The 20,699-nt window shown below is 45.4% G+C and carries 17 protein-coding genes and 1 pseudogene; 9 read left to right on the top strand and 9 right to left on the bottom strand.

What is annotated here, in order from left to right; translation table 11 throughout:
* Window positions 1-140 precede the first annotated feature (140 nt).
* Together HRU42_RS15185 and HRU42_RS15180 are read left to right on the top strand one after the other, a co-directional pair.
* Window positions 141-593, top strand: coding sequence for a GNAT family N-acetyltransferase (locus HRU42_RS15185; RefSeq protein ID WP_295032173.1), 453 nt, complete (start codon window positions 141-143; stop codon window positions 591-593).
* Between the two features lie 164 nt (window positions 594-757).
* Entirely contained in the window at window positions 758-1,237 is a 480-nt protein-coding gene (locus HRU42_RS15180; RefSeq protein WP_295032171.1) for an NYN domain-containing protein, read from the top strand.
* 360 nt (window positions 1,238-1,597) lie between these two features.
* On the opposite strand, the gene HRU42_RS15175 is transcribed toward HRU42_RS15180, so the two are convergent.
* A complete protein-coding gene (locus HRU42_RS15175; protein WP_295032170.1) occupies window positions 1,598-3,388 on the bottom strand; it encodes a M1 family metallopeptidase in 1,791 nt (596 codons plus the stop codon).
* A 227-nt stretch (window positions 3,389-3,615) separates the two neighbouring features.
* On the opposite strand from HRU42_RS15175, the gene HRU42_RS15170 reads away from it, so the two are divergent.
* A complete protein-coding gene (locus tag HRU42_RS15170; RefSeq protein WP_295032168.1) occupies window positions 3,616-4,506 on the top strand; it encodes a collagenase in 891 nt (296 codons plus the stop codon).
* A gap of 375 nt (window positions 4,507-4,881) precedes the next feature.
* Here the strand turns inward: HRU42_RS15170 and HRU42_RS15165 are convergent, their stop codons facing one another.
* The 4 genes from HRU42_RS15165 to HRU42_RS15150 all read right to left on the bottom strand — a co-directional run bounded on the left by HRU42_RS15165 (window position 4,882) and on the right by HRU42_RS15150 (window position 9,305).
* Window positions 4,882-5,853, bottom strand: coding sequence for a PstS family phosphate ABC transporter substrate-binding protein (locus tag HRU42_RS15165; RefSeq protein WP_295032167.1), 972 nt, complete (start codon window positions 5,851-5,853; stop codon window positions 4,882-4,884).
* A 220-nt stretch (window positions 5,854-6,073) separates the two neighbouring features.
* Window positions 6,074-7,381, bottom strand: a complete 1,308-nt coding sequence (gene phoR / locus HRU42_RS15160; protein ID WP_295032166.1) for a phosphate regulon sensor histidine kinase PhoR — start codon at window positions 7,379-7,381, stop codon at window positions 6,074-6,076.
* Between the two features lie 82 nt (window positions 7,382-7,463).
* Entirely contained in the window at window positions 7,464-8,153 is a 690-nt protein-coding gene (gene phoB, locus HRU42_RS15155) for a phosphate regulon transcriptional regulator PhoB (protein ID WP_295032164.1), read from the bottom strand.
* Between the two features lie 192 nt (window positions 8,154-8,345).
* Window positions 8,346-9,305 (bottom strand): porin, encoded by a 960-nt coding sequence (locus tag HRU42_RS15150; protein ID WP_295032163.1) that lies wholly within the window; start codon window positions 9,303-9,305, stop codon window positions 8,346-8,348.
* 291 nt (window positions 9,306-9,596) lie between these two features.
* On the opposite strand from HRU42_RS15150, the gene rdgC reads away from it, so the two are divergent.
* Window positions 9,597-10,508 carry a recombination-associated protein RdgC gene (gene rdgC, locus HRU42_RS15145; RefSeq protein ID WP_295032161.1) on the top strand — a complete coding sequence of 304 codons (912 nt, stop codon included), beginning with the start codon at window positions 9,597-9,599 and terminating at the stop codon, window positions 10,506-10,508.
* 101 nt (window positions 10,509-10,609) lie between these two features.
* Here the strand turns inward: rdgC and HRU42_RS15140 are convergent, their stop codons facing one another.
* Complete coding sequence (locus HRU42_RS15140; protein ID WP_295032160.1) at window positions 10,610-12,412, bottom strand: M61 family metallopeptidase; 1,803 nt, start codon at window positions 12,410-12,412, stop codon at window positions 10,610-10,612.
* A gap of 168 nt (window positions 12,413-12,580) precedes the next feature.
* Between HRU42_RS15140 and HRU42_RS15135 the strand changes: the two genes are divergently transcribed.
* The 5 genes from HRU42_RS15135 to HRU42_RS15115 all read left to right on the top strand — a co-directional run bounded on the left by HRU42_RS15135 (window position 12,581) and on the right by HRU42_RS15115 (window position 19,294).
* On the top strand, window positions 12,581-14,746 hold the full coding sequence (locus HRU42_RS15135; protein ID WP_295032158.1) for a hypothetical protein: 2,166 nt from the start codon (window positions 12,581-12,583) through the stop codon (window positions 14,744-14,746).
* A gap of 132 nt (window positions 14,747-14,878) precedes the next feature.
* On the top strand, window positions 14,879-16,435 hold the full coding sequence (locus tag HRU42_RS15130) for a GGDEF domain-containing protein (RefSeq protein WP_295032156.1): 1,557 nt from the start codon (window positions 14,879-14,881) through the stop codon (window positions 16,433-16,435).
* Window positions 16,436-16,537: 102 nt separating this feature from the next.
* Window positions 16,538-17,893, top strand: a complete 1,356-nt coding sequence (gene ppnN, locus HRU42_RS15125) for a nucleotide 5'-monophosphate nucleosidase PpnN (RefSeq protein ID WP_295032154.1) — start codon at window positions 16,538-16,540, stop codon at window positions 17,891-17,893.
* 88 nt (window positions 17,894-17,981) lie between these two features.
* Window positions 17,982-18,755, top strand: a complete 774-nt coding sequence (xni, locus tag HRU42_RS15120; RefSeq protein WP_295032152.1) for a flap endonuclease Xni — start codon at window positions 17,982-17,984, stop codon at window positions 18,753-18,755.
* A 152-nt stretch (window positions 18,756-18,907) separates the two neighbouring features.
* Window positions 18,908-19,294: a DUF3192 domain-containing protein gene (locus tag HRU42_RS15115; RefSeq protein ID WP_295032150.1), complete on the top strand. Its 387-nt coding sequence runs from the start codon at window positions 18,908-18,910 to the stop codon at window positions 19,292-19,294.
* 94 nt (window positions 19,295-19,388) lie between these two features.
* On the opposite strand, the gene HRU42_RS15110 is transcribed toward HRU42_RS15115, so the two are convergent.
* The 3 genes and pseudogenes from HRU42_RS15110 to HRU42_RS15100 all read right to left on the bottom strand — a co-directional run.
* A complete protein-coding gene (locus HRU42_RS15110) occupies window positions 19,389-19,622 on the bottom strand; it encodes a hypothetical protein (RefSeq protein ID WP_295032148.1) in 234 nt (77 codons plus the stop codon).
* 78 nt (window positions 19,623-19,700) lie between these two features.
* Complete coding sequence (locus HRU42_RS15105) at window positions 19,701-20,297, bottom strand: GNAT family N-acetyltransferase (protein WP_295032146.1); 597 nt, start codon at window positions 20,295-20,297, stop codon at window positions 19,701-19,703.
* Between the two features lie 30 nt (window positions 20,298-20,327).
* Window positions 20,328-20,450 (bottom strand): annotated as a pseudogene (locus HRU42_RS15100) (SDR family oxidoreductase); the annotation flags it as partial.
* Between the last annotated feature and the right edge of the window lie 249 nt (window positions 20,451-20,699).

The raw sequence follows: 20,699 nt of genomic DNA, 5'->3' as shown, positions 1-20,699 counted from the left end.
AAATACACAAGTCACACCTGAGGAGCGCAAGACCAAAAATCGATGCAACCGAACAAAGATCAGTTTATTTGTTGAGTGTTGGCCACACTTCTTCGATAATCCACACGGCCTGAATACTTGGCGCCTAGGGACCATTCAAATTGAACGTAATTTGGTTAGATAATCGCAGCCGCAGAGGCGTATATGGCTTTTACCGCAGTTACATGCCCTATGCCCGCATCAATCGCAAAGAGCAGATCGCTTTATTGATAGATGATGCACACACTTTTGCCCCTGACTCAGGCATTAAGGCGGAGCATATTATTGCCGGCCTCAGGCTTAGGCCCATAGGAGAATTGAGCTTACTGATCGGTATGCTGGTTCACCCTGACCATAGAGGACAAGGCATAGGTCACAAAATGATGAAAGGCATCGCAGATAAACTGGCATCGAATGAGACCTATCTGTTTTCTCTGCCACACCTGGTGGAGTTTTACCAACAGCATGGCTTTAAACTGACAGCCCAAGCGCCAAATGATATCGCACAGCTGTTTGATAAGTACACCAGCCAAGGTAAAACCTTGGTCATGATGGTTTTCTGCGGCCTGTGTTAATCTTACTGCTTGCCTAATATGAGTTTCAGACCCACTAAAACAGTGGAAAACACCTCTCGCAACCTAGACGCCTAGGTTGAGGTTACTTGGGATCAACTTTATTTGTGATCAGCGATACAATTGAGTAAGAATAGCTCTCCCCTACTCAGGCATAGCGAACAAGCATGACAAATAAGAAAATAGCCATCTTCGTCGATGTACAGAATATCTACTACACCTGCCGTCAAGCCTATGGTCGTCAGTTTAACTACCGAAAGCTATGGCAGCGTATTGGCTACGAGGGCGATATCGTCTCGGCCACGGCCTACGCCATTCATAAAGGCGATGATGGTCAGCTTAAATTTCAGGATGCACTCAAGCACATAGGCTTCGATATCAAGCTAAAACCATTTATTCAGCGCAGCGATGGTTCGGCGAAAGGCGATTGGGACGTAGGGATTGCCATCGATGTGATGGAGGCGGCTGCTGAGGTCGATACTATCATCTTGCTCTCCGGCGATGGGGATTTCGACTTACTCATGCTCAAAGTTTATCAAAAATATGGCGTCGATACTCAAGTCTATGGCGTCCCGGCCTTAACCGCCAAGTCTCTTATCGATGCCAGTGGCAAATTTATTGAAATCGATGCGGCCTTGCTGCTGTAATACTTGAATTATTAATAAAAATCGATAAAATAATAATAATAAACTTATCCATAAAAAACAACTAATTAATAATCTTAATCAAGGGTAAGGCATCATATAAACTAAAAATATGGGTTTATTTTTGCTGTGTGGTGAACTTTATCAGAGATAGTGACTCTGATTATATGTAGCAAGTTGAGTGTAACTTGTTTTATGTTTTCATCATGGTTCATCACCTCCCTTTTAGAGGGCTCAATGAGCTCTCAACTGAAAGGTAAGTTAATTTGCTAGCGCTTAATGCTTACCGGTTCAGAACTTATTCTATTAAGAATGTTTGGCACCTCATTGAGGTGCCATTTTTTTTTGCTTAGTTCGAGATAGTTAACCGTTAAAAGCTAAACTCTTATCTAACTGAACCACAATCGATGGATGATAGCCCACTCTCGCCTGACTATAGATCTGCTTAATTTCGGTCTCATAGCCGGCAATTTGCATCTCTGAGTAGAGTGGTCTGACAAACTTACCTCGACCAATGCGAATAAGATAATCACTCAATGCGGGTAATACAGGATCGTAGTGATTACGGATAGCCACCCTGAACCAATCACAAGCAATTTCTGCGTTAGTCGATTGAGTCAGGTTAAAGCATTCATCCAACTCCATCAGCTGCTCTTGACTAAGCGCCTCAGGTAGTGAATTTAAGAAGTACTGCCAATGATGAACCCGCCAGCTATCAGTCCCTAACAAGCTTGCTGGTGTCCCTTGTAGCCAAGACGCTATGGCGGCTTCGACTTTATCTAAACTGTTTGATACCGGCGCAGTAAACCAGTCGGGCATGCCGCAACCATAGACCCACTCCAGCAACTCAGCCTCGCTGAGCTTATCACCATGCTCAACAACTAGTGTCTGCTTGGCATATTCGATAAAGGTTTCTGTGGTTATCGCCTCGAATGCAAAGTGCTGCACATAGGTATAGAGAAACTTATCGAATGCCTCACGACCCAAGCGACGCTCCAGATCATGGACAAACATGGACGCCTTATCATAAGTGAAACGATTGAAGGCCTCATTGGGATCTTGTGTCTGCACATTGGCGGGTAAATTCTGTTCGGTGAATGCTGTGGTTGCCAGCTCCTCCTTCAAGCGACCATATTCCAATACCAGCTCCAACTCGGCTTGCTCTTTACCAAACACGGCCTCGACGATGCGATGGGTAAAATAGGTGGTAAAGCCTTCATTGAGCCAGAGATCTCGCCAGGTGGCATTGCTGACCAGGTTTCCAGTCCAGGAGTGAGCCAGCTCATGAGCCACGGTAGACACCAGACTCTTGTCTCCTGCGATCAGGGTCGGCGTAATAAATGCCAAGCGGGGGTTCTCCATGCCACCAAAGGGGAAACTAGGTGGCAAGACTATCATGTCATAACGGCCCCAGGGATAAGGCCCTAACAGAGACTCGGCGATGTCTACCATGCGTTCGGTATCTTCAAACTCTTTGACCGCCGCATCTAACACTTCAGGCTCGGCATAGACCCCGGTGCGCTCGCCTATTTTACCGAAGGCAAGATCTCCCACCGCTATGGCCAAGAGATGAGTCGGCATGGATTTCTCCATGAAGAAAGAGAATTCCCCATCCAGAGTCGCCGCCCCGTCGTTCATGGCGCTCATCACAGCCCGCATGCCCACAGGCACCTTAATTTTAGCTTCGAACGTGATGCGGGCCTTAGGGCTATCTTGCAATGGGATCCAGCTTCTGGCATTAACGGGCTGAGATTGACTGAATAGAAATGGCAGCAACTTACCACTGGTTTGCTCTGGCGTTAACCATTGCAAACCTTGGGCTTTGGCTGAGGTCTGATAATACAATTTCACACTTGCAGTCTGGCTCAGCAGAGAAATATTGAGTCTCTCTCCTAAGATGGGATCGTGTTTATCTATTGTAAATGTTAAGGCATCACCCTTATCATCTCGCACGTCCAATATGGTGAGATCGCGTAGATCTAACCATAAATGACGACAGCTGGTTTCGATATAATCCAGCGTTAACTCGGCAATGCCGGTTAACTGTTTAGCTGCAAAATCCACATCGAGATCTAATGCTAAATGCTTGACTCTAATTTCATCGACATTGGCAAATGAATGATAGTCACGATTATTATCCCATTGTTTTGACACTAGACTTTTCCTTTTAGCGATTATGAATTAACTTAAGTTCTCAAGTATAAATAGCCTGACACAAGTACATTAAGGTTAACTGACGTTGCCATCGATAACACATACCTCGAATATTAATGATTATCTTAACCACGGCCGGTGAACATGTCATTGCAATTGACTTCATTTAACTTAGATGAAACACTTGAGGATATTGTATACAAAAAGACGTATCGAGGGAACACGCCGTGCAAACGTTTAAACTTTTATCATTAACGGGTCTGCTTAGCCTAAGTGCCTGCCATTCATCGGTTGAAGAAGATCCAACGAGTTTAGCCGCAGTCTTATCTCAACATCATGCCTGTAGTGACACCATAGTCATACGTTCACAGGCCCTAACAGCAGAGCAGATAGCCGAGGCCTGTACGCTAATGGGCAAACAAGAAGCTAAATTTCATCGACTATTTGGTACCCAAGGTAAGCCTGTCGCCAACGACAACAACATGAGTATGCGAGCCAACGTCTATCATTCTCGCGAAGATTACACTCAGTATGTAACCGCTCACTTCGATGTGCCCAGCGACAATGGCGGCATGTTCCTCGAAGGCTTACCGGGCCAAGCAGACAATCAGGCAGAATTTGTCGCCTATGAGAAGAAGGGGCAGATTTGGAACCTAGCCCATGAATATGTGCATTATTTGGATGGTCACTTCAACTTATATGGTGATTTTTGTGCCTCACTGCACGACTCCCATAGTGCACCCGAATACTGCCCGAAGCCTGCACCACTCTTGCCCTATTTGATCTGGTGGAGCGAAGGATTAGGTGAATATGTCTCCCGAGGCGATGATAACCAAGCCGCCATCGACTTGGCTAAAAAATCCCTACTGGACGAGACTCATTATCCACTGAGTGAGCTATTTAATACTGGCTACGAGATAAATGGAGGCAGCGACAGAGTCTATCTTTGGGGATATTTATCGGTTCGCTTCATGATGGAAAACCACAACGATGAAATCGACAATATGCTCAGCTTCACCCGTAAGGGGGACTACCCTAGATATCAGGCTTTAGTAAAAGTATGGGGCACGAGTATGGACGATGAGTTCAAAGCCTGGCTGGTTAAACTCAGCAGTTGATCTTGTTGGTTTTAGACGTTAGAGAAAGTGGCTGGAAAATATTTTATCGGTATTTCCAATAAAAGATGAACTATCCGTATAAATGGGACTCTGACTATATGAACCGAATATTTAGCTTCTGTTTAATCTTTAAACCTAAGCTGTTTTCATTGTTCATCATCTCTCCCTTTTAGATAGTTTCTAGCGCAACTGTCACCCTATTCCAAATTTGGAACATGTAGCGACCTGATTAGGTCGCTTTTTTTTGTTTAAATTTTGAATGAAACGGTAAAAAGCTAACAAGCTAATCCTAGGAACTAGGGACTGGGAATGGTATTAAAACCAAGATCAAAAAAGGCCTCAGATGAGGCCTCTTGAAAAGATAAGATTATAGACTTAAAGGCGAATGCCCGCTTTGGCTAAATCTTTGGCTGTCACACTACGTGGTAGTGGCACATAACCATCTTTCTCTACGATTTGCTGACCTTGCTTAGACAGTGCAAACTTCAAGAATTCACGGTCCATTGGGGATAAGTCCTTGTTCGGATGCTTGTTCACATAAACATAAAGATAACGTGATAATGGGTAAGTACCGCTTGCCGCATTAGCCGCGTTAGCTTCGATATACTTAGTGCCCTTCTTCGAAATGGCCACCGCCCTCACCCCTGCCGTCTTGTAGCCAATACCAGAGTAACCTATGGCATTGAGTGACTGAGACACTGATTGAACCACAGATGCAGAACCTGGTTGCTCATTCACGTTTGCCTTGAAGTCACCTTTACACAGTGCTTTCTTCTTGAAGTAACCATAAGTACCCGATACTGAGTTACGACCATAAAGCTGTACATCACGAGCAGACCAACTGCCTTCTAGGCCTAAGTCGCCCCAACGCTTAACATCGCTGCCGCCACATTTATGCGTCGCAGAGAAGATGTCGTCAATCTGTTCGATGCTCAAGCCTTTAATCGGATTATCTTTATGGACAAATACCGCTAAGGCATCAATAGCGACACGAATCGCCGTTGGCTGGTAACCATAATGCTTCTCGAACGATTCAATTTCGTTAGGCTTCATCTTACGGCTCATAGGACCGAACTGAGAAGTCCCTTCGGTGAGCGCTGGAGGCGCAGTAGAAGAGCCAGCTGCTTGTATTTGGATGTTCACGTTAGGATACATCTCTTTAAACTCTTCGGCCCAGAGTGTCATCATGTTAGCCAGAGTATCTGAGCCTACAGAAGATAGGTTACCCGATACGCCGCTTGTTTTTTCATAAACAGGTAGTGATGGATCGATTGCAGCGATTGATGCTGCAGAGAATAAACTAGCGGCAGTTAAACTAACCGCGCCGACAAGCTGTTTCAGTTTCATTCTTTGCTCCAGTGTTAAGCGTACTTGCTCATTTAAGTTGCAGCCAGTATCTGTTGCTATGATGACAAGTCTATTACTCTGGTGTGACACTTAGATGACAATGGACATAATTAGACATTTTTTAATGCCTGTTCAAGCATGAGGCGTTAAGCATGCTCTATTTCTATGACAGAAAAGTAAAAAAGCAGACTCAAGGTCTGCTTTTTCTGGACTCGCGTATTTAATCGCTGTGGTGAGTCCCTTCGATGAGATGAGTCGGGATAACGAAGCTAAATGTACTGCCCTTACCGAGTTGACTCTCAATCATCAACTCACTCCTATGATTACTCAGGGCATGTTTAGTGATGGCCAGGCCTAATCCCGTACCGCCCCGCTGACGGGTTCTGGCACTGTCCACTCGATAAAATCGCTCGGTTAACCTGCCGATATGCTGGGGCGCAATACCGTCACCACTGTCGGTGACACTAAATAAGCCTCCGGTTGCGACTCGTTGCCAACATACCCTTATCTGCCCACCGGGCTCTGTATATCGAATCGCATTAGAAATAAGGTTAGAGCAAGCACTCCTGAGCTCAATTTCATTGCCATAGAGATGAAAGTCGGGCTCACAATCAAAACTCAGATGGTATTCCCCCTGGGACAGGGCATTGGCTTCCTCTTTTAATACCTCGATCATGTGATCCATATTAATGGTATTACTTAAATTCAATTCAGCTGAATTTTCTATCCTCGACAGGACTAAGAGCTGCTCTACCATAGAGCGCATGCGGTTGGTTTGTTGCTGCATCTGCTCCAACGCCTTAACATTGGCCGAGCCCGGCTCTGCCATGGATTGCATCATCTCCAGATAACCTTGCAACACTGTGAGTGGGGTTTTAAGTTCATGAGATACGTTAGCGACAAAATCTTTACGCATCCCCTCGAGTTGCCTCACTCGGGTAATATCTCGAGCGATCAGCAGGAACTGCCCCGTGCCATAGCCCATGATACGGATCTCCAGGATACGTCCCTCACACAGTGGCGATGCCAACTCGAATGGCTCTTGATAGACGGCTTTCTTGAGATAATGAGAAAAATCAGGATGACGAATTAAGTTATCGATTCTCTGGCCGCTATCCAGTGGCCAGACAAAACCCAATAACAGCTGGGCAAGCTTGTTACACCAGATGATGTTGTGTTCTGAATCTAACACCACGGCAGCATCGGGAAGAGCCTCTGCACCTTGCCTGAAGCGGCCAAGCAGGAACGCTAATTGGGAGACACGTTTACGGTTTTTCCCCTGGAGGCGATAGATACCATTGAAGACCCCCTCCCAACTACCACGGCCATTGGGCGGAGTTAGCCTTCGGTCACGCCATAACCAGAAGTTGAGCCTGGAGAGCTGGCGATAATGCCAAATCAGCAACACCAGAGACCCGATCAGGAGAACCCAGACAACCTCGCCCAGGAGCAGACCAAGAATAAAACATAACACCAGATAGGTTACTAACCGAGATAGCAGTCGATAACCCGAATATGAATCAAACATAGAAATCGCATCGAAACCGTAGGTAAGAGACGGGCACAAGATAACCTAAATTAGATCTCGTGCCTAACGCTTTCAAGCTAAGCTAGAGTCTGGTTGAGAATCGGTAGCCCGCACCGCGAACCGTTTGAATCAAACGGTCGTGCTCTGATGGCTCAATCGCCTTGCGTAAGCGTCTGATATGCACATCGACCGTTCTGTCTTCAACATAGACATTGGTGCCCCAAACATTATCGAGTAACTGCTCACGACTGTAGACTCGCTCAGGATGGGTCATGAAGAAATGCAGTAACCTGAATTCTGTCGGCCCCATATCCAATACCTGGTCTCCTACGGTCACTCTGTGACTGACAGGGTCCAACATGAGCCCCTGAACATCGATAGGCTCTTCAGAGCTGGTAGGAGTGCTGCGGCGCATCACCGCCTTGATCCTAGCCACTAACTCTTTGGGAGAGAATGGCTTAGTGATGTAATCGTCGGCGCCGACTTCTAGGCCACGCACCTTATCTTCCTCCTCACCACGCGCAGTGAGCATGATGATAGGAATTTGACGAGTAAACTCATCCTGGCGCAGACGCTTTGCCAGTTGAATGCCGCTGCCGCCTGGAAACATCCAATCTAATAAAATAAGATCGGGATACGGCTCCGATATCATGTTTAATGCCGAATCGAAATCTTCAGCCGATGTAGTGGTAAAACCATGTTGCTCTAGAACAAATGTCAGCATCTCTCTGATAGCTAACTCATCTTCAACAATTAATATCTTAGCAGTCATATGCAATCTTCTGTCAGTGAATGTTCGCTCATCTATTATTGGTCAGTTTTATTACAAAATTATGATCGGCTATGGATATATTGTCATAAAGTGCCGATTATTGTCATAAAAATTGTGTAAATGGGTAAAAAAACAGCATAAAAAAGGAGGCATAGGCCTCCAGATTTATTCGTAGTTGGTTAATCAGAACAATTAGAACTTATGTTCGATACCCAGACCGAGGAATTTGTCATCGTTTGCAACGTTTTCATATGAACGATTAGTATAGAAGGCAATAAGCTTAGTCGGCTTACCGAGTTTGTAATCTGCGCCCACAGACCATGAATCACCTTTATTCTCCATGTCCTGATACTGAGCCTTAAGCACGATGGCATCGATAGTGTAAGACGCGCTTAGCAGGTAACCTGTGTAGCTATCGCCATCGAAAGGATTAACCACATCATTATCATCGTATGCATAAACCTTCTCTTCTTGTTGGTACATGGCGCCAAGTTTAAAACCGGCTATTTTTCCCTGAACCGTTGCACGAGCAACCTGGTAGCCTTTAACGTCTGAGTCATAGGCGATAGAGGCATAGATAGGTGATTTCTTAAGGCCCTTGTCACCATACATGGCAGCCAAGCTGTAACCATCTTGCTCTAACTGAGCACTGTCACCGCTTGCGGCATAAGTCACACCGAACTTAACACCACTGAAAGAAGGCGTGATATACGTGGCAGTCTGTGCCAGACGATTTTCGCCCTTAAATAAGTTTTTGATATCGCCAGACATATCGTTGAACAGGTCTACTTTACCCTGGGACTGTTTAAGTATGGTATCGTTACGGCCCACAGCAACTGAACCAAAATCGCCTCTTAAACCCACAAATTGGTTACGGGCCTTGAAATTCTCTTTTACGTCATCACCGGTGTCAACTTCATACTCAATAGTATAAAACGCCTCTAATGAGCTGCTAAGCTCGAATGCACCCTTCACACCAAAACGTGACGCATTACTTTGAATTGTCGTCTCTGAATCACCGTTAACATCATTAGACTGAGCCGTGATGTTCAACTTACCGTAGACAGTGAGAGGATCTGCCGCATGTGCAGAAGCTAGAGTGGCAGTAGCAAGCGCAGAAGCGAGTAAAGTTTTACAAAAAACGTTCATCATTTAATCCTTTCGACGTATCTGTTCGTCTGGGTTATTGGTTTGGACGGTCGAAAGTTTGCAACATTTCTATTGCAGTTTTATTTCAATCTAGTTTGAATTTTCATAAAAACCAGAAACTAAGGGTAAAATAAAAACAAACCTCATATACAGCAAGGGATACAGAGCAACAAAACTAAATGTGACAGTTTTATGAATTATCCCGAACCCTGCCATATTCATAAATATTTTCAGGTTTACCAGAGAGTGACAATGTCTTACACTGCGGCTTCATTTTTTGATTGAGCGCTTATTATGTGGTTTAAAAACCTGACTGTTTATCGTTTTAATAAACCTTTCTCTGTTGACACTGAAGCTCTTGAAAAGTCATTGGAAGACTTCACTTTCTCTCCATGCTCAAGTCAAGACATCAGCAAATTCGGTTTCTCTAATGCCCTGGGGAAACAGGGTCAGACTCTGGTTCACAGCGCCAGTAACCGTCACCTGATCTGTGCCACTAAAGAGGAAAAAATCCTCCCGTCACAAGTGGTAAAAGAAGCCTTAGAAGATAAGGTGGCTCAAATTGAGGCCGAAGAAGATCGCAAGCTCGCTAAGAAAGAGAAAGACGCATTAAAAGACGAGATAATTATCACCTTATTGCCGCGCGCCTTCTCAAGACGTAGCCAAATTCGTGCCCTGATCATCCCTGAAATTGAGATGATCTTGGTCGACAGCTCCAGCGCGGTGAAATCCGAAGAGTTGTTGGCTCTGTTACGTAAAGCCATAGGTTCTTTACCTATCATCCCTCTGAGCTTTAAGGCGCCTATCGAGAGCCAACTAACCGATTGGGTTAAGACTGACTCGACGCCGGCACCTTTCGAGATGCAAGATGAGGCTGAATTTAAGTCAGACTCGGATGAAGGTGGCATCGTACGTTTCAAACAACAAGATTTGACCGAAGCCGAAGTCTTGGCCCATATCGAAGTGGGTAAGCAAGTCCATAAACTGGCACTGCATTTCGGCCAATCGATTGCTTTTTTATTGCAATCAGATGCTGGCATCAAGCGCCTCAAGTTCTCTGAAGAGTTCAGAGCCGGCAATGATGAAGTGGGTACCGAAGACCCTATGGCCAGACTCGACGCCGATTTTGCCTTGATGGGCAGCGAGCTTATCGCCTTGATGAACTCACTGGTAGAGGTATTAGGTGGACTGGAAGAGAGTATCTAACTCTCTTTTATCTCCATAAGAAAGCCAGCTAACAACACGTTTGTCAGCTGGCTTTTTAATTGCGGCATAAAATCGATGACAGAGACCCTGTAAAAGACCAATTAGTCTTCTGTTAACTTGCCCTTATCATCGAACGGCCAATCGATACCTAACCAGGCCTTAAAGAAGGCTTTCTGAGATCGGCTCGGCTTATCCACACTCAACAGCTTCAGCTTACCACTGTGCTGCTCACCCAGTTTCAGCGTCACCTGTTTGAGACGATCATCGCTGAACAGGCTCACCAAGATCTCATCCCCGGGCTTAAAATCTTCAATTCTAGATTCAAACCCTTTACTGGTGACCTTAAGACCGTCGATAGCGACAATTTCATCCCCAAGCACGATACCCGCATTCCAGGCTGGTCCATCACGCAAGACTTTCGCAAGTTTAAGCGAGCCACCGCTCAGCTTCACTCCCGCATAGGCCTTGGCTTTCGAGTTTTTGCCGTAACCGGGCTGTAAACCGGCATTGTCTAACAAGGAGGTGAAATCCAGGCTCATGGGTGAGTTAACATGCCTCTGCCACCAGGCTTGATAATCTTCACCGGATAGCTCGTTTAAGATCTGTTTAACATCAGCGACGGAATAACCCGCCGGGATCTTATGCTGATTGTAGAGCGCTTTATGCACGTCACGATAGGAATGAGCAAGCTCTGTGACATTGAGCAGTGAAAAATCCAGCGCCAGAGAAGCGAGATAGCCTTCGGAATAGATGTTGGCACTCTGGTTAACCGCATAATCTCCACCGGTGCTCGCCCATTTGCCGACGCTCGCCTCTTGCACCGATTGAACTTCACGCCCCGGCGTCTTCTCACTTTGGGCGATTCGCTTGGCTAGGTCTTCAAAAAATTCTTTAGCCGTGATCACGCCAGCCCTGAGTAACAACTGGCTTTGAAAATAGCTGGTCGAACCTTCGGCGATCCATAACAGTTCGGATATATTCTCTTTCTGATAGTCGTAGGGCACTAGACCTTGTGGCCGGTAAGCCTTCACATTCCAGGTATGAATAAACTCATGAGCAGCGGTTTTAATGAAGCCTAAGTAGTCTTCACGCTCTCGATAACTGAACCTAGGGCGCTGGATCACAGTCGAGTTGAGATGCTCGGTTGCCCCTCGGGCCCCACTGGTGGCATGCACCATATAGACATAACGCTCAAATGGGTAGCCATCCCAGATAGCATTAGCCTGCCCGCTCAGCTTGGTCAGATCGGTCACCATCTGCTCCAGATCATAGTTGCCCTCTCCCCACACGACCAATTCATAATCCCGACCATCGGCAAAGAATGCTCTGTGATGGCTGATCCCAGTCTCTATCGGGGAATCCACCAATACATCATAATTGCTCGCCTTAAACGAATGGGGCTTTGATCCAGGCTCCATACCTGAATAACTCTTCCACTCATCTGGCACGGCTAATTCGACCTCGATGGCTTGCTCCTTAAACTCAGGGCTATACACCAGGCTACCACTGGCATCCAAGAAGGCATGAGTCGCATCTATATGGCCAACCCTTTGACCTAGTTTATTCGCATAGAGCTGATAAGTCACAGTGACGGGCGTTGGCTGTGCAAGCTCAACCGTCCACTCACCACTGGCACTTCGCGTATAGGGCAAGACATTTCCCGACTCATCTTGCACACTAAAATAGCGAATACCATCGGCTAAGGGTAAGACTTGATACTTGCCAGTTCGCCACACAGGAAGCGTGATTTTCAGTTCAGTGGTTGCAGACTCAGGAAAGTTCACCTCTACCTGCGCCAGATGATGCACAGTGTCGGTGAGGTCGATGCGATAAGTGACCTCAGCGAAAATTGATGAGGAAAAAAATGCACTTAAAGTTAAAATCAATGGGACGGCAGGTTTCACTCTTAATTCCTTCTGTTATGATTGTTATTTATTTTTATAATAACAACGAGAGTATATCTCTATTTCGAAGAGCCAGCATCACTAATACCACTGCCTCTTCGAGTCCATTTTGAGACATTACAATGACTGAGCGAACGTCCCTTTAAGAGGGCAAGGTATCTGCTTTTTATGCGTATTTTTTTTAGATTTGTGATTTTATTGCTGCTTGTAGCCGCCCCTTCGACTTACGCCCAAGATCATATCGCCCTTGAAATTAAGTTAAAAGAATCACCTGTCGAGCTGTTACAAGAGTTACAAGCCTCAATCACCTTGCCCATATCTGCCACGAGTCTCGCTACTTTTGAACGAATAGCCAGTGAGCAAGGTTACCGAGCCGACGAGCTAAAACATAAACTGCAGCTGCTCACTCGACTCTATCTCAGCGCCTATGTGAAAGAGCAAGATAAATATCGTAAAACCGAGGCTTTATTGTCACTGCTGGAGATCATAGGCGCCACAGCTTACGATGAAAGCTACCTACAAATGCTAAAAGGTAGATACATAGCCAGGAGTCAACATGATTACCCACTAGCATTGTCCCATTATGACCAAGCACTGAGCCTGATAGAGAGTGGGCAAGATATACAAGCCCAGCTATTAAAACAGCTCATCCATTATCATCTTGGCAGCTTACATCGTATCTTGCATCAGGATAAGCTGGCGCTAATCCACCTAAAACTTTATAGAGATACCAGCTATCAGCTTAGGAGTGATTACCTGATTGCTCACTCAGAGTCAGCTTTAGGCAACTTCTATAATAAACGGGATCAGTTATCTTTAGCCTTACAACATTACAGCGAGGCACTTAGACTCTCGAACCGCCAGAAAAAACCTTTTCTCAAGGCTAATTTACAGCTACAGCTGGCAAGGATATATCGAGACCTTGAGGCTTGGGAACAAGCCATACAATACGCACATGATGCAGATAAAGGCTTTAAGGCACTCAATATGGATCGATTACGCTCTCACTGTATGACAGTGATCGCTATGGTTCATGCCAATAAAAATAACTGGAATCAGGCTATTGATTACTATCTCAATGCCCAACAACTCGATTACAAAGCTCAAAATATGATGGCTCAGGCATTAAACTATCATAATTTAGGCGAGGCCTATTTCAATAACGGCAACACCCAAACGTCTTTTGAATTTCTGTTTAAGTCCAATGACATTTTTCTTGCCAGGAAGAGTAACCATTATCTGGTTTTTAATGATCTCTTGATTGCCCAAGTTGCCATTGCCGATAAAAAATGGCGACTGGCTAAGAAACATAGTGCCTTAGCCTTACACAATGCAGAGAAGCTTAACCTCAAAGATGAACAGATAGAGGCATTACAATACCAATCTCTGGCCTATAGAAACCTTAAGCAGAGTGACAAGGCCTTTGCCACACTGGATAAGCTCATCGCCCTTAACTTATCCACGCCAGAAATACGAGAGACGCCTACCGACTACACCTCATCGGTGCTTGCCGAGCAAAAATTAAAGCTTGAAGTTCATAGGCTTCAAGGTGAGAGCAGTGAACTCAGTTCCCAGTTAGCCCATTCGAGACAAGTCTCGATCGCCGCGGTGATCTTGGTGTGCTTAATATCACTCATTGGAATGAAGCTATGGCGAAGAAAAAGTGTATTAGCCGCTGGCCTATTAGAGGCTAAAAATCAAAATGTTATCGAGCCTGTGAGTGGTTTACCTGGCTATAAAGGCTTCATCGAAGAACTTGAGTCACCAGATAAAGACACTCCCCATGCCATTGCATTAGTTTCACTGACGGGTCAATTAAATGCAGATTTAAGTCAAGGTTCTCAGTGTAATAACAAGATGAATAACATTCAACTCCAAGCTCTGGCGCACAGTTTATCTGGCAAGGTATACCTTATTCGGCCTGGATTATTTCTTTTATCCCTCAGAGAGACGATCTCAGGGGGTGAGTTATTGAAAAAGTGCCGTATCGCCATTGATAAAGATTATGGTGACACCGCTATCCATATCGGCATACTGCCTCTGCCTCTGCTGATAGATCCCGACATTAGATTGTCTGGCGAGGTTCATTTTGGCGCAGTTCAAATGACACTGGCGGCCGCGCTGAGCCTGGGGCAGGAAGCAGATCACTATGTATCCATTAAAGCATTGAACTTTGCGCCGGCGGCTATCTTTGCAACACCGCTATATTTACACTTGGAAAAGGGCATAATGCGCGGCTTGTTGAAGGTCGATACCAGTGGTGACAAGAAAAAAATTATCTGGCCTAGGTGGAAGAGCCATGAACATCTGGATTTAACTGAATTAACCCAATAAAAATCATTAATAAATCGCGCAAAATCAAAATGAAATTTGCACTCCAAAGGGATTACTATAACATTAGGCCTACTAACCTAGATTTTAAATGATTTTTCTCATTTTTTGCCTTGAAGGAGCTGGACACGGTCAATGAAGGATTCGATGGCAAACACATCTCAACTCAGTTTATTAAAGCAAAAACTTCATTCGACTAGAGTCGCACTCGATAGCATAGATGAAGATAAAAATGATAAATTGAGGACCCTACTGCAGTTTATTGGTCATCTGAGTCTTGCCTGTAAGGGGCAAAGCATTGAGCTCGATAATAAACTGGCTAAATTAAGACATAAATTTACTAATTTCGAGACTGTCGAAGAATCACTGCCTGAATTGGTTGAAGTTGAGCAACTTCTTAAGCAACAATATAATCATGTCATGGTTCAACTCGAAGACAGCAGAGCCAGCTTATCCCGGGTCATCAGACAGATACAGCGAGTTCAATCGGTACCCGAAAAGCTCAAGAAAGAGATCAATTATTTCAAGAAAGATCTCGCCAAGCCTTTCCATACATTTTGGGACTATATTCCTAAAGTCGAAAAGCTGGTTGGCTTCTATGAAAGCATACTGGAAGAGCAACTGGAACAGGGTGATAAACTCGTGGTGCTCCCCAAGCATCGTCAACTGGCCCATGAACTCGCTCAAATGATCTCCGAGATCGAATTTCGCCAAGATCAGCGCGATCGAATACTCGCGCTCAAAGAGGTGCTTTCTAACGATATTGAAATAGATAGCCTCATCGATGCCTATCAGACCGTGCTTTCTCTACTACTGGATAATATCGCCAGAGAGAAATCTGCGTCTCAAGAATTTCTCTATGCCTTAAACGACTCTCTGTCTGCAGTGAGAGAAGTGGTGAGTGATTCTTACAACAACAATCAACGCAGTTTTCAATTAAAAAAGCAGCTCAATCGTGAAATAAATACCGGCGTCGATAACGTGGGTGAAGCCATCATAGATATCGATGACATTCACAGACTAAAGTTTCAGGTCACTGAGCAATTAGCCTCTATTCGAGCGGCTCTTGGACGTAAAGAGGCCCTGGAGGAGCGCGAGCAAGCCTTGCTACGCAAGTCGATGGAAGCCATGCGTAAAGAGCTTAACGAGCTAAGTCAAGAAGCCAATACCTTCAAAGAACGGCTATTTGAACAACAGAAACACAACTTACTCGATACCTTGACCCAGCTGCCTAATAGGGCCGCACTCGAAGAGAGAATGGAGCAGGAATATCGTAAATATCAACGTCATAAACAACCATTGTGGATCGCTGTAGCCGATATCGATCATTTCAAGACCATCAACGATAGTTTCGGCCACAGTACGGGTGATAAAACCCTGCAAGTCATCGCCATGGCATTGAAGAATTCACTGCGTGATTCCGAGTTTGTCGCCCGCTATGGGGGTGAAGAATTTGTGCTGATTATTCCTGATCTCAACGCCACTGACATTGAACAACTTTTAAACAGAGTGAGGGAGAAGGTAAAAAGTATTCCTTTTAAGTTTAAAAATCAGAGAATTACAGTTACAGTGTCTATAGGTGCTGCACAAATTATCAATAACGAGCTTATCAATGAAACCTTTGATAGGGCCGACGCAGCACTGTATCGAGCAAAACATGAAAGCAGAGACAGAGTGATCATTGATGTCTAGCCTATTCCCGTAAGACTCTTAGATATCTTGATAGGCAGGCACCAGATTTAACGGTGCCCTAGATGCACATCATTGAACTCCCGTCACAGCGAAGGAGTGAGTATGATTGTAAAGGTCAGCCCTAAAGGAAGCATGGATCAGCTTTCACAATTGGAAGTCGATCGTCTAAAACAAAGCGCGAAAAGCGAACTCTATCAACTTTATCGTAACTGTTCATTGGCCGTGCTCGCATCAGGCCTACAGAGCGATAATGCCGAAAACCTGTTCGTACAATTCAATGATTTCAACATCAATGTGCTCCGTCGAGAGCGCGGAATTAAGATTGAGTTGACCAACCCACCGGAAGCCGCCTTTGTCGACGGCAAGATAATCAGAGGCCTTCAGGAGCATCTGTTTGCCGTGCTCAGAGATATCGTCTACGTCAGCAACAAATACGATAATCTCAAGCATATCAACCTGACTAACTCTAGCCATATCACCAACGTCGTCTTCGATATCTTACGTAATGGCCAGGTTATTCCACTGGAAGACCCTAAGGTTGTCGTGTGCTGGGGTGGCCACAGCATTAATGCCATCGAATTCCAGTACACCCGTGAAGTGGGCTATGAACTTGGCTTGAGAGAGATGAACATATGTACCGGCTGTGGTCCCGGTGCCATGGAAGGCCCCATGAAAGGAGCCACGATAGGACACGCGAAGCAACGCATATCACAAGCAAGATATGTGGGGCTCACAGAGCCCAGCATCATCGCCGCCGAACCCCCTAACCAGATCGTTAATGAGTTGGTGATCCTCCCCGATATTGAGAAGCGATTAGAAGCCTTCGTGCGCTTAGGTCACGGCATCGTTATTTTCCCTGGTGGAGCAGGCACCGCCGAGGAGTTGCTCTATCTACTCGGCATCTTGCTCAATAAAGAAAATGAACACATGCCCTTCCCCTTGGTACTAACAGGCCCCAAGGAGAGCGCGGATTACTTTATCAAGATCGATGAATTTATCGGGGCAACCTTAGGTGAGGAAGCCCAGAGTAAATACGAAATCGTTATCGATGACCCGGTACGAGTCGCGAGAATCATGAGCCACGGCATGGATATCGTCAAAGATCACAGGAAGACCACAGGTGACTCCTATCAATATAACTGGTCACTGAAGATTGAGCCCGAATTTCAGCTGCCTTTCAACCCCACTCATGAGATGATGAGCAATCTCAATCTACATTTTCAGGATAACAAGGCCGAACTTGCCGCGAATTTACGCAGAGCGTTTTCAGGCATAGTCGCTGGCAATGTGAAGATGGAGACCATCAAGAGCGTTAAGCGCCATGGTCCCTTTGAATTAAAGGGCGACCCTAAGCTGATGGCTATGATGGATACTCTCCTGAGCGCTTTCGTAAAACAGCAGAGAATGAAATTACCTGGTAGTGAATATGTTCCCTGCTACAAGATAGATAATCATTAGTTAAATGATAAGACAGAGCTATCGGCGCCGAATTCGGCGAGCCGGTAGCTAAGCCAGCCCCTATAACAAACTTATTAACGAATAACAGATGAACACTTTTTTAATTATTGACGGCTTAAACTTGGTCCGTCGCATCCATGCGGCCCAGCCCAATGAGAACGATACTAACGGACTGGATAACCGGGTAGCCTCAGCCTGCAAGAAGTTACTCAAATTCCACCAACCCAGCCATGCGGCGATAGTCTGGGACGGCAAGGAGATCTCATGGCGAAAACACCTGTTCGAGGATTATAAGAAAGGGCGAAAGCCCATGCCCAAGGCATTGTCTGACTACTTGCCAGGTTTAAAGCTGCATCTTGCTGCCATACATGTTAATTCCCTGGATGCTGACTCCGAGGCCGACGATGTCATTGCCACCTTAGCAAGTAAACTCGCCGCCAGTGGTGGTGAGGCCATCATAGTGTCGACGGACAAAGGCTTCACTCAGCTCAATCACCCCAAGATAAAAAGATGGGATCACTTCAACAAGGCCTATCTGACAATAGAAGAACGCGAGCAGAAACTGGGGGTTCAACACTCGCAGTTTATCGATTATCTGGCCTTAGCCGGAGACAGCGGTAATAAAATACCGGGCGTTCCGGGTATCGGCCCGAAATCGGCCATAGAGCTATTAAAAATATTTCGCTCTCTTGCCAATATTTATTCGTCTATCGATGAAGTGGGGGCTAGACAGGCAAAGAAGCTCGAAGAGGGCAAACAGATGGCCAGACTTAGCTATAAACTGGTCCAACTGCAGACCGATATGCCATTAAAGGCTAATCTGAGCCAATTTAGATTGCCACAATTGACAGTAAGCGCTTAGGCCCACAATGGCCAGATACATTACGCAACACTTGTTAACACTATGGTGTTAATCGTTACTTGACTGGGTAAGCGAAGTGAGTATCTTATAGGGGTTCATGGGTATTATGTACCTATGCTACTCGGCTCATAGTATCAAGGACCCAGACCGCGATGAAATCCAAAGTTCCAATTATTATCGGCTCCATTTTTGCTGCATACACGGCTTTTGTCACCGTCGTGGTACTCGTGTATGAACCTAGCCCAGATGAGATGCACTGGGAAGACAGACAGGTTTACAACAATTCACAATTAACCGATATCACCATAGGCCAAAGCTTATCTGACATTAAGCTATTAATGGGTAAGGCTGATTTTTCGGAGGCTAAAATAACAGGCGATGTTGCACTGCAGGTGCTCTTTTATCGAACTCATCATGCTCAATCTGATGGGGTAACCACCAGAGACGAGTGCACTCCGCTATTATTTAAGGATCAAAAACTGATTGCCTGGGGATCTGATACTTACGATCAATACCTAGCGGCAAACATCGGCGGCTAAACTCCAGTCGTAAAAATGATAACAAACAGGCTAGCCATTGAGTCACTAGCTAGCCTAGTTGAATATACCCTGTAGTTATGAGACGATAAGAGGCTTAATCGTTCACTAAGGCCTCTTGGCGCAACGCTTCTCTGCTGATTTCAGCTTCTCGACGTAATACTTCAATCGGTTTCCTTGCATCAGCAGCTGATGTTGGCTTACTTTTTTCTTCTCCCCGGTTAATACCTTCCCAATCAGCCTCGCCCTCTAACGGTGCTACTGCGTACAAACCTGCCGAAAATGTGGCGCATAAAAATAGAACATGACTCTTCAAGATTAACGTTTTCATGTAAAGTTCCTTTTGATGAAATGGCATAATGCCAAACGGTATAAATGGTCCTATTTAAAAAAATATATTTGATCACCCCTAGAAATCTGCGGGACTAATCTTAGAAGTCAAAATATGATCTTGCCACTGGCCCGCGATCTTAAGATAGGATTTTGCCAGTCCCTCGGTTGCAAAACCTAGGCTCGCTAACAGTTTTTCACTGGGTTTATTGTCCGGCATATAGTTGGCCATGATCCTATGTAATTTATGCTCATTGAACATATACCCTATTCCGGCAGATAAGATCTCCCTCATCAAGCCTTGACCCTGGTATTTTTCGGCAATGGAGTAACCTAAGTTACATGCCTGAAACGGGCCTCTGACGATATTAGTAAAGTTACAGACTCCAATGACCTCTGCGCTAGCCGTCAAACTCTTGGGCTCATGATCCTGCACTGCTTCATCTCGTAAGCAGGCAACCAATTGAACCGCACCGCCGTTAGCAAACAGCTCATTACTGGCTTGTAAGCGTTTTTCCATGGAAAACTCGGTGAAGTATTCACTGTCTCTTTGGGGTTCCCAAGGAGAGAGGTGCTCACGATTGTCTCGATAATAGTCGAGTAATATTTGAAGATCATTATTCTGCAGCAAGGTCAGCACACATCTGGCAGTTTTTATTCGTGGGACAGTTAACATAAAACACTCACCTTCAAATGGTAAACTAGCTCATCTGCCGCCGGCAAGATCCATAAAGGTGCCGGTCACATAGGAAGCTTCATCCGACAATAACCAGGCTATGGCAGCCGCCACCTCCTCTGGCTCCCCACCTCTGCCCATAGGGATCAGTGCCACTTTTTTCATTGCGTCCTCCCGGGTTAACCTAGATTAATGAAGTAATAAAAGCTAAAGGTAACAAGTTAACCTAATGATTAAATTGATACTAAAAAAACCTTCAGACCAAGGTCACCTACAACCAACGCCTGACGCGACTTCGATATGCCAGGTATTCATCACCAAACTTTTCAGTCAGATAAGCTTCTTCCGCTCGGATAGCCAGATAATAAACCCCTATGCAAGCCGGGATCACACTCAGCATCA

This window comes from Shewanella sp. (assembly GCF_013214165.1).
Lineage (GTDB): Bacteria > Pseudomonadota > Gammaproteobacteria > Enterobacterales > Shewanellaceae > Shewanella.
This window is presented reverse-complemented; position numbering and strand designations above follow the sequence as displayed.

Coding starts and splice junctions, on each gene's coding strand:
- HRU42_RS15165 (WP_295032167.1), bottom strand. CDS start 5,853: ATGAAACTGAAACAGCTTGTCGGCGCGGTTAGTTTAACTGCCGCTAGT.
- phoB (WP_295032164.1), bottom strand. CDS start 8,153: ATGACTGCTAAGATATTAATTGTTGAAGATGAGTTAGCTATCAGAGAG.
- HRU42_RS15130 (WP_295032156.1), top strand. CDS start 14,879: ATGAAGGATTCGATGGCAAACACATCTCAACTCAGTTTATTAAAGCAA.
- phoR (WP_295032166.1), bottom strand. CDS start 7,381: ATGTTTGATTCATATTCGGGTTATCGACTGCTATCTCGGTTAGTAACC.
- HRU42_RS15105 (WP_295032146.1), bottom strand. CDS start 20,297: ATGTTAACTGTCCCACGAATAAAAACTGCCAGATGTGTGCTGACCTTG.
- HRU42_RS15135 (WP_295032158.1), top strand. CDS start 12,581: ATGCGTATTTTTTTTAGATTTGTGATTTTATTGCTGCTTGTAGCCGCC.
- xni (WP_295032152.1), top strand. CDS start 17,982: ATGAACACTTTTTTAATTATTGACGGCTTAAACTTGGTCCGTCGCATC.
- HRU42_RS15110 (WP_295032148.1), bottom strand. CDS start 19,622: ATGAAAACGTTAATCTTGAAGAGTCATGTTCTATTTTTATGCGCCACA.
- HRU42_RS15150 (WP_295032163.1), bottom strand. CDS start 9,305: ATGATGAACGTTTTTTGTAAAACTTTACTCGCTTCTGCGCTTGCTACT.
- HRU42_RS15115 (WP_295032150.1), top strand. CDS start 18,908: ATGAAATCCAAAGTTCCAATTATTATCGGCTCCATTTTTGCTGCATAC.
- rdgC (WP_295032161.1), top strand. CDS start 9,597: ATGTGGTTTAAAAACCTGACTGTTTATCGTTTTAATAAACCTTTCTCT.
- HRU42_RS15180 (WP_295032171.1), top strand. CDS start 758: ATGACAAATAAGAAAATAGCCATCTTCGTCGATGTACAGAATATCTAC.
- ppnN (WP_295032154.1), top strand. CDS start 16,538: ATGATTGTAAAGGTCAGCCCTAAAGGAAGCATGGATCAGCTTTCACAA.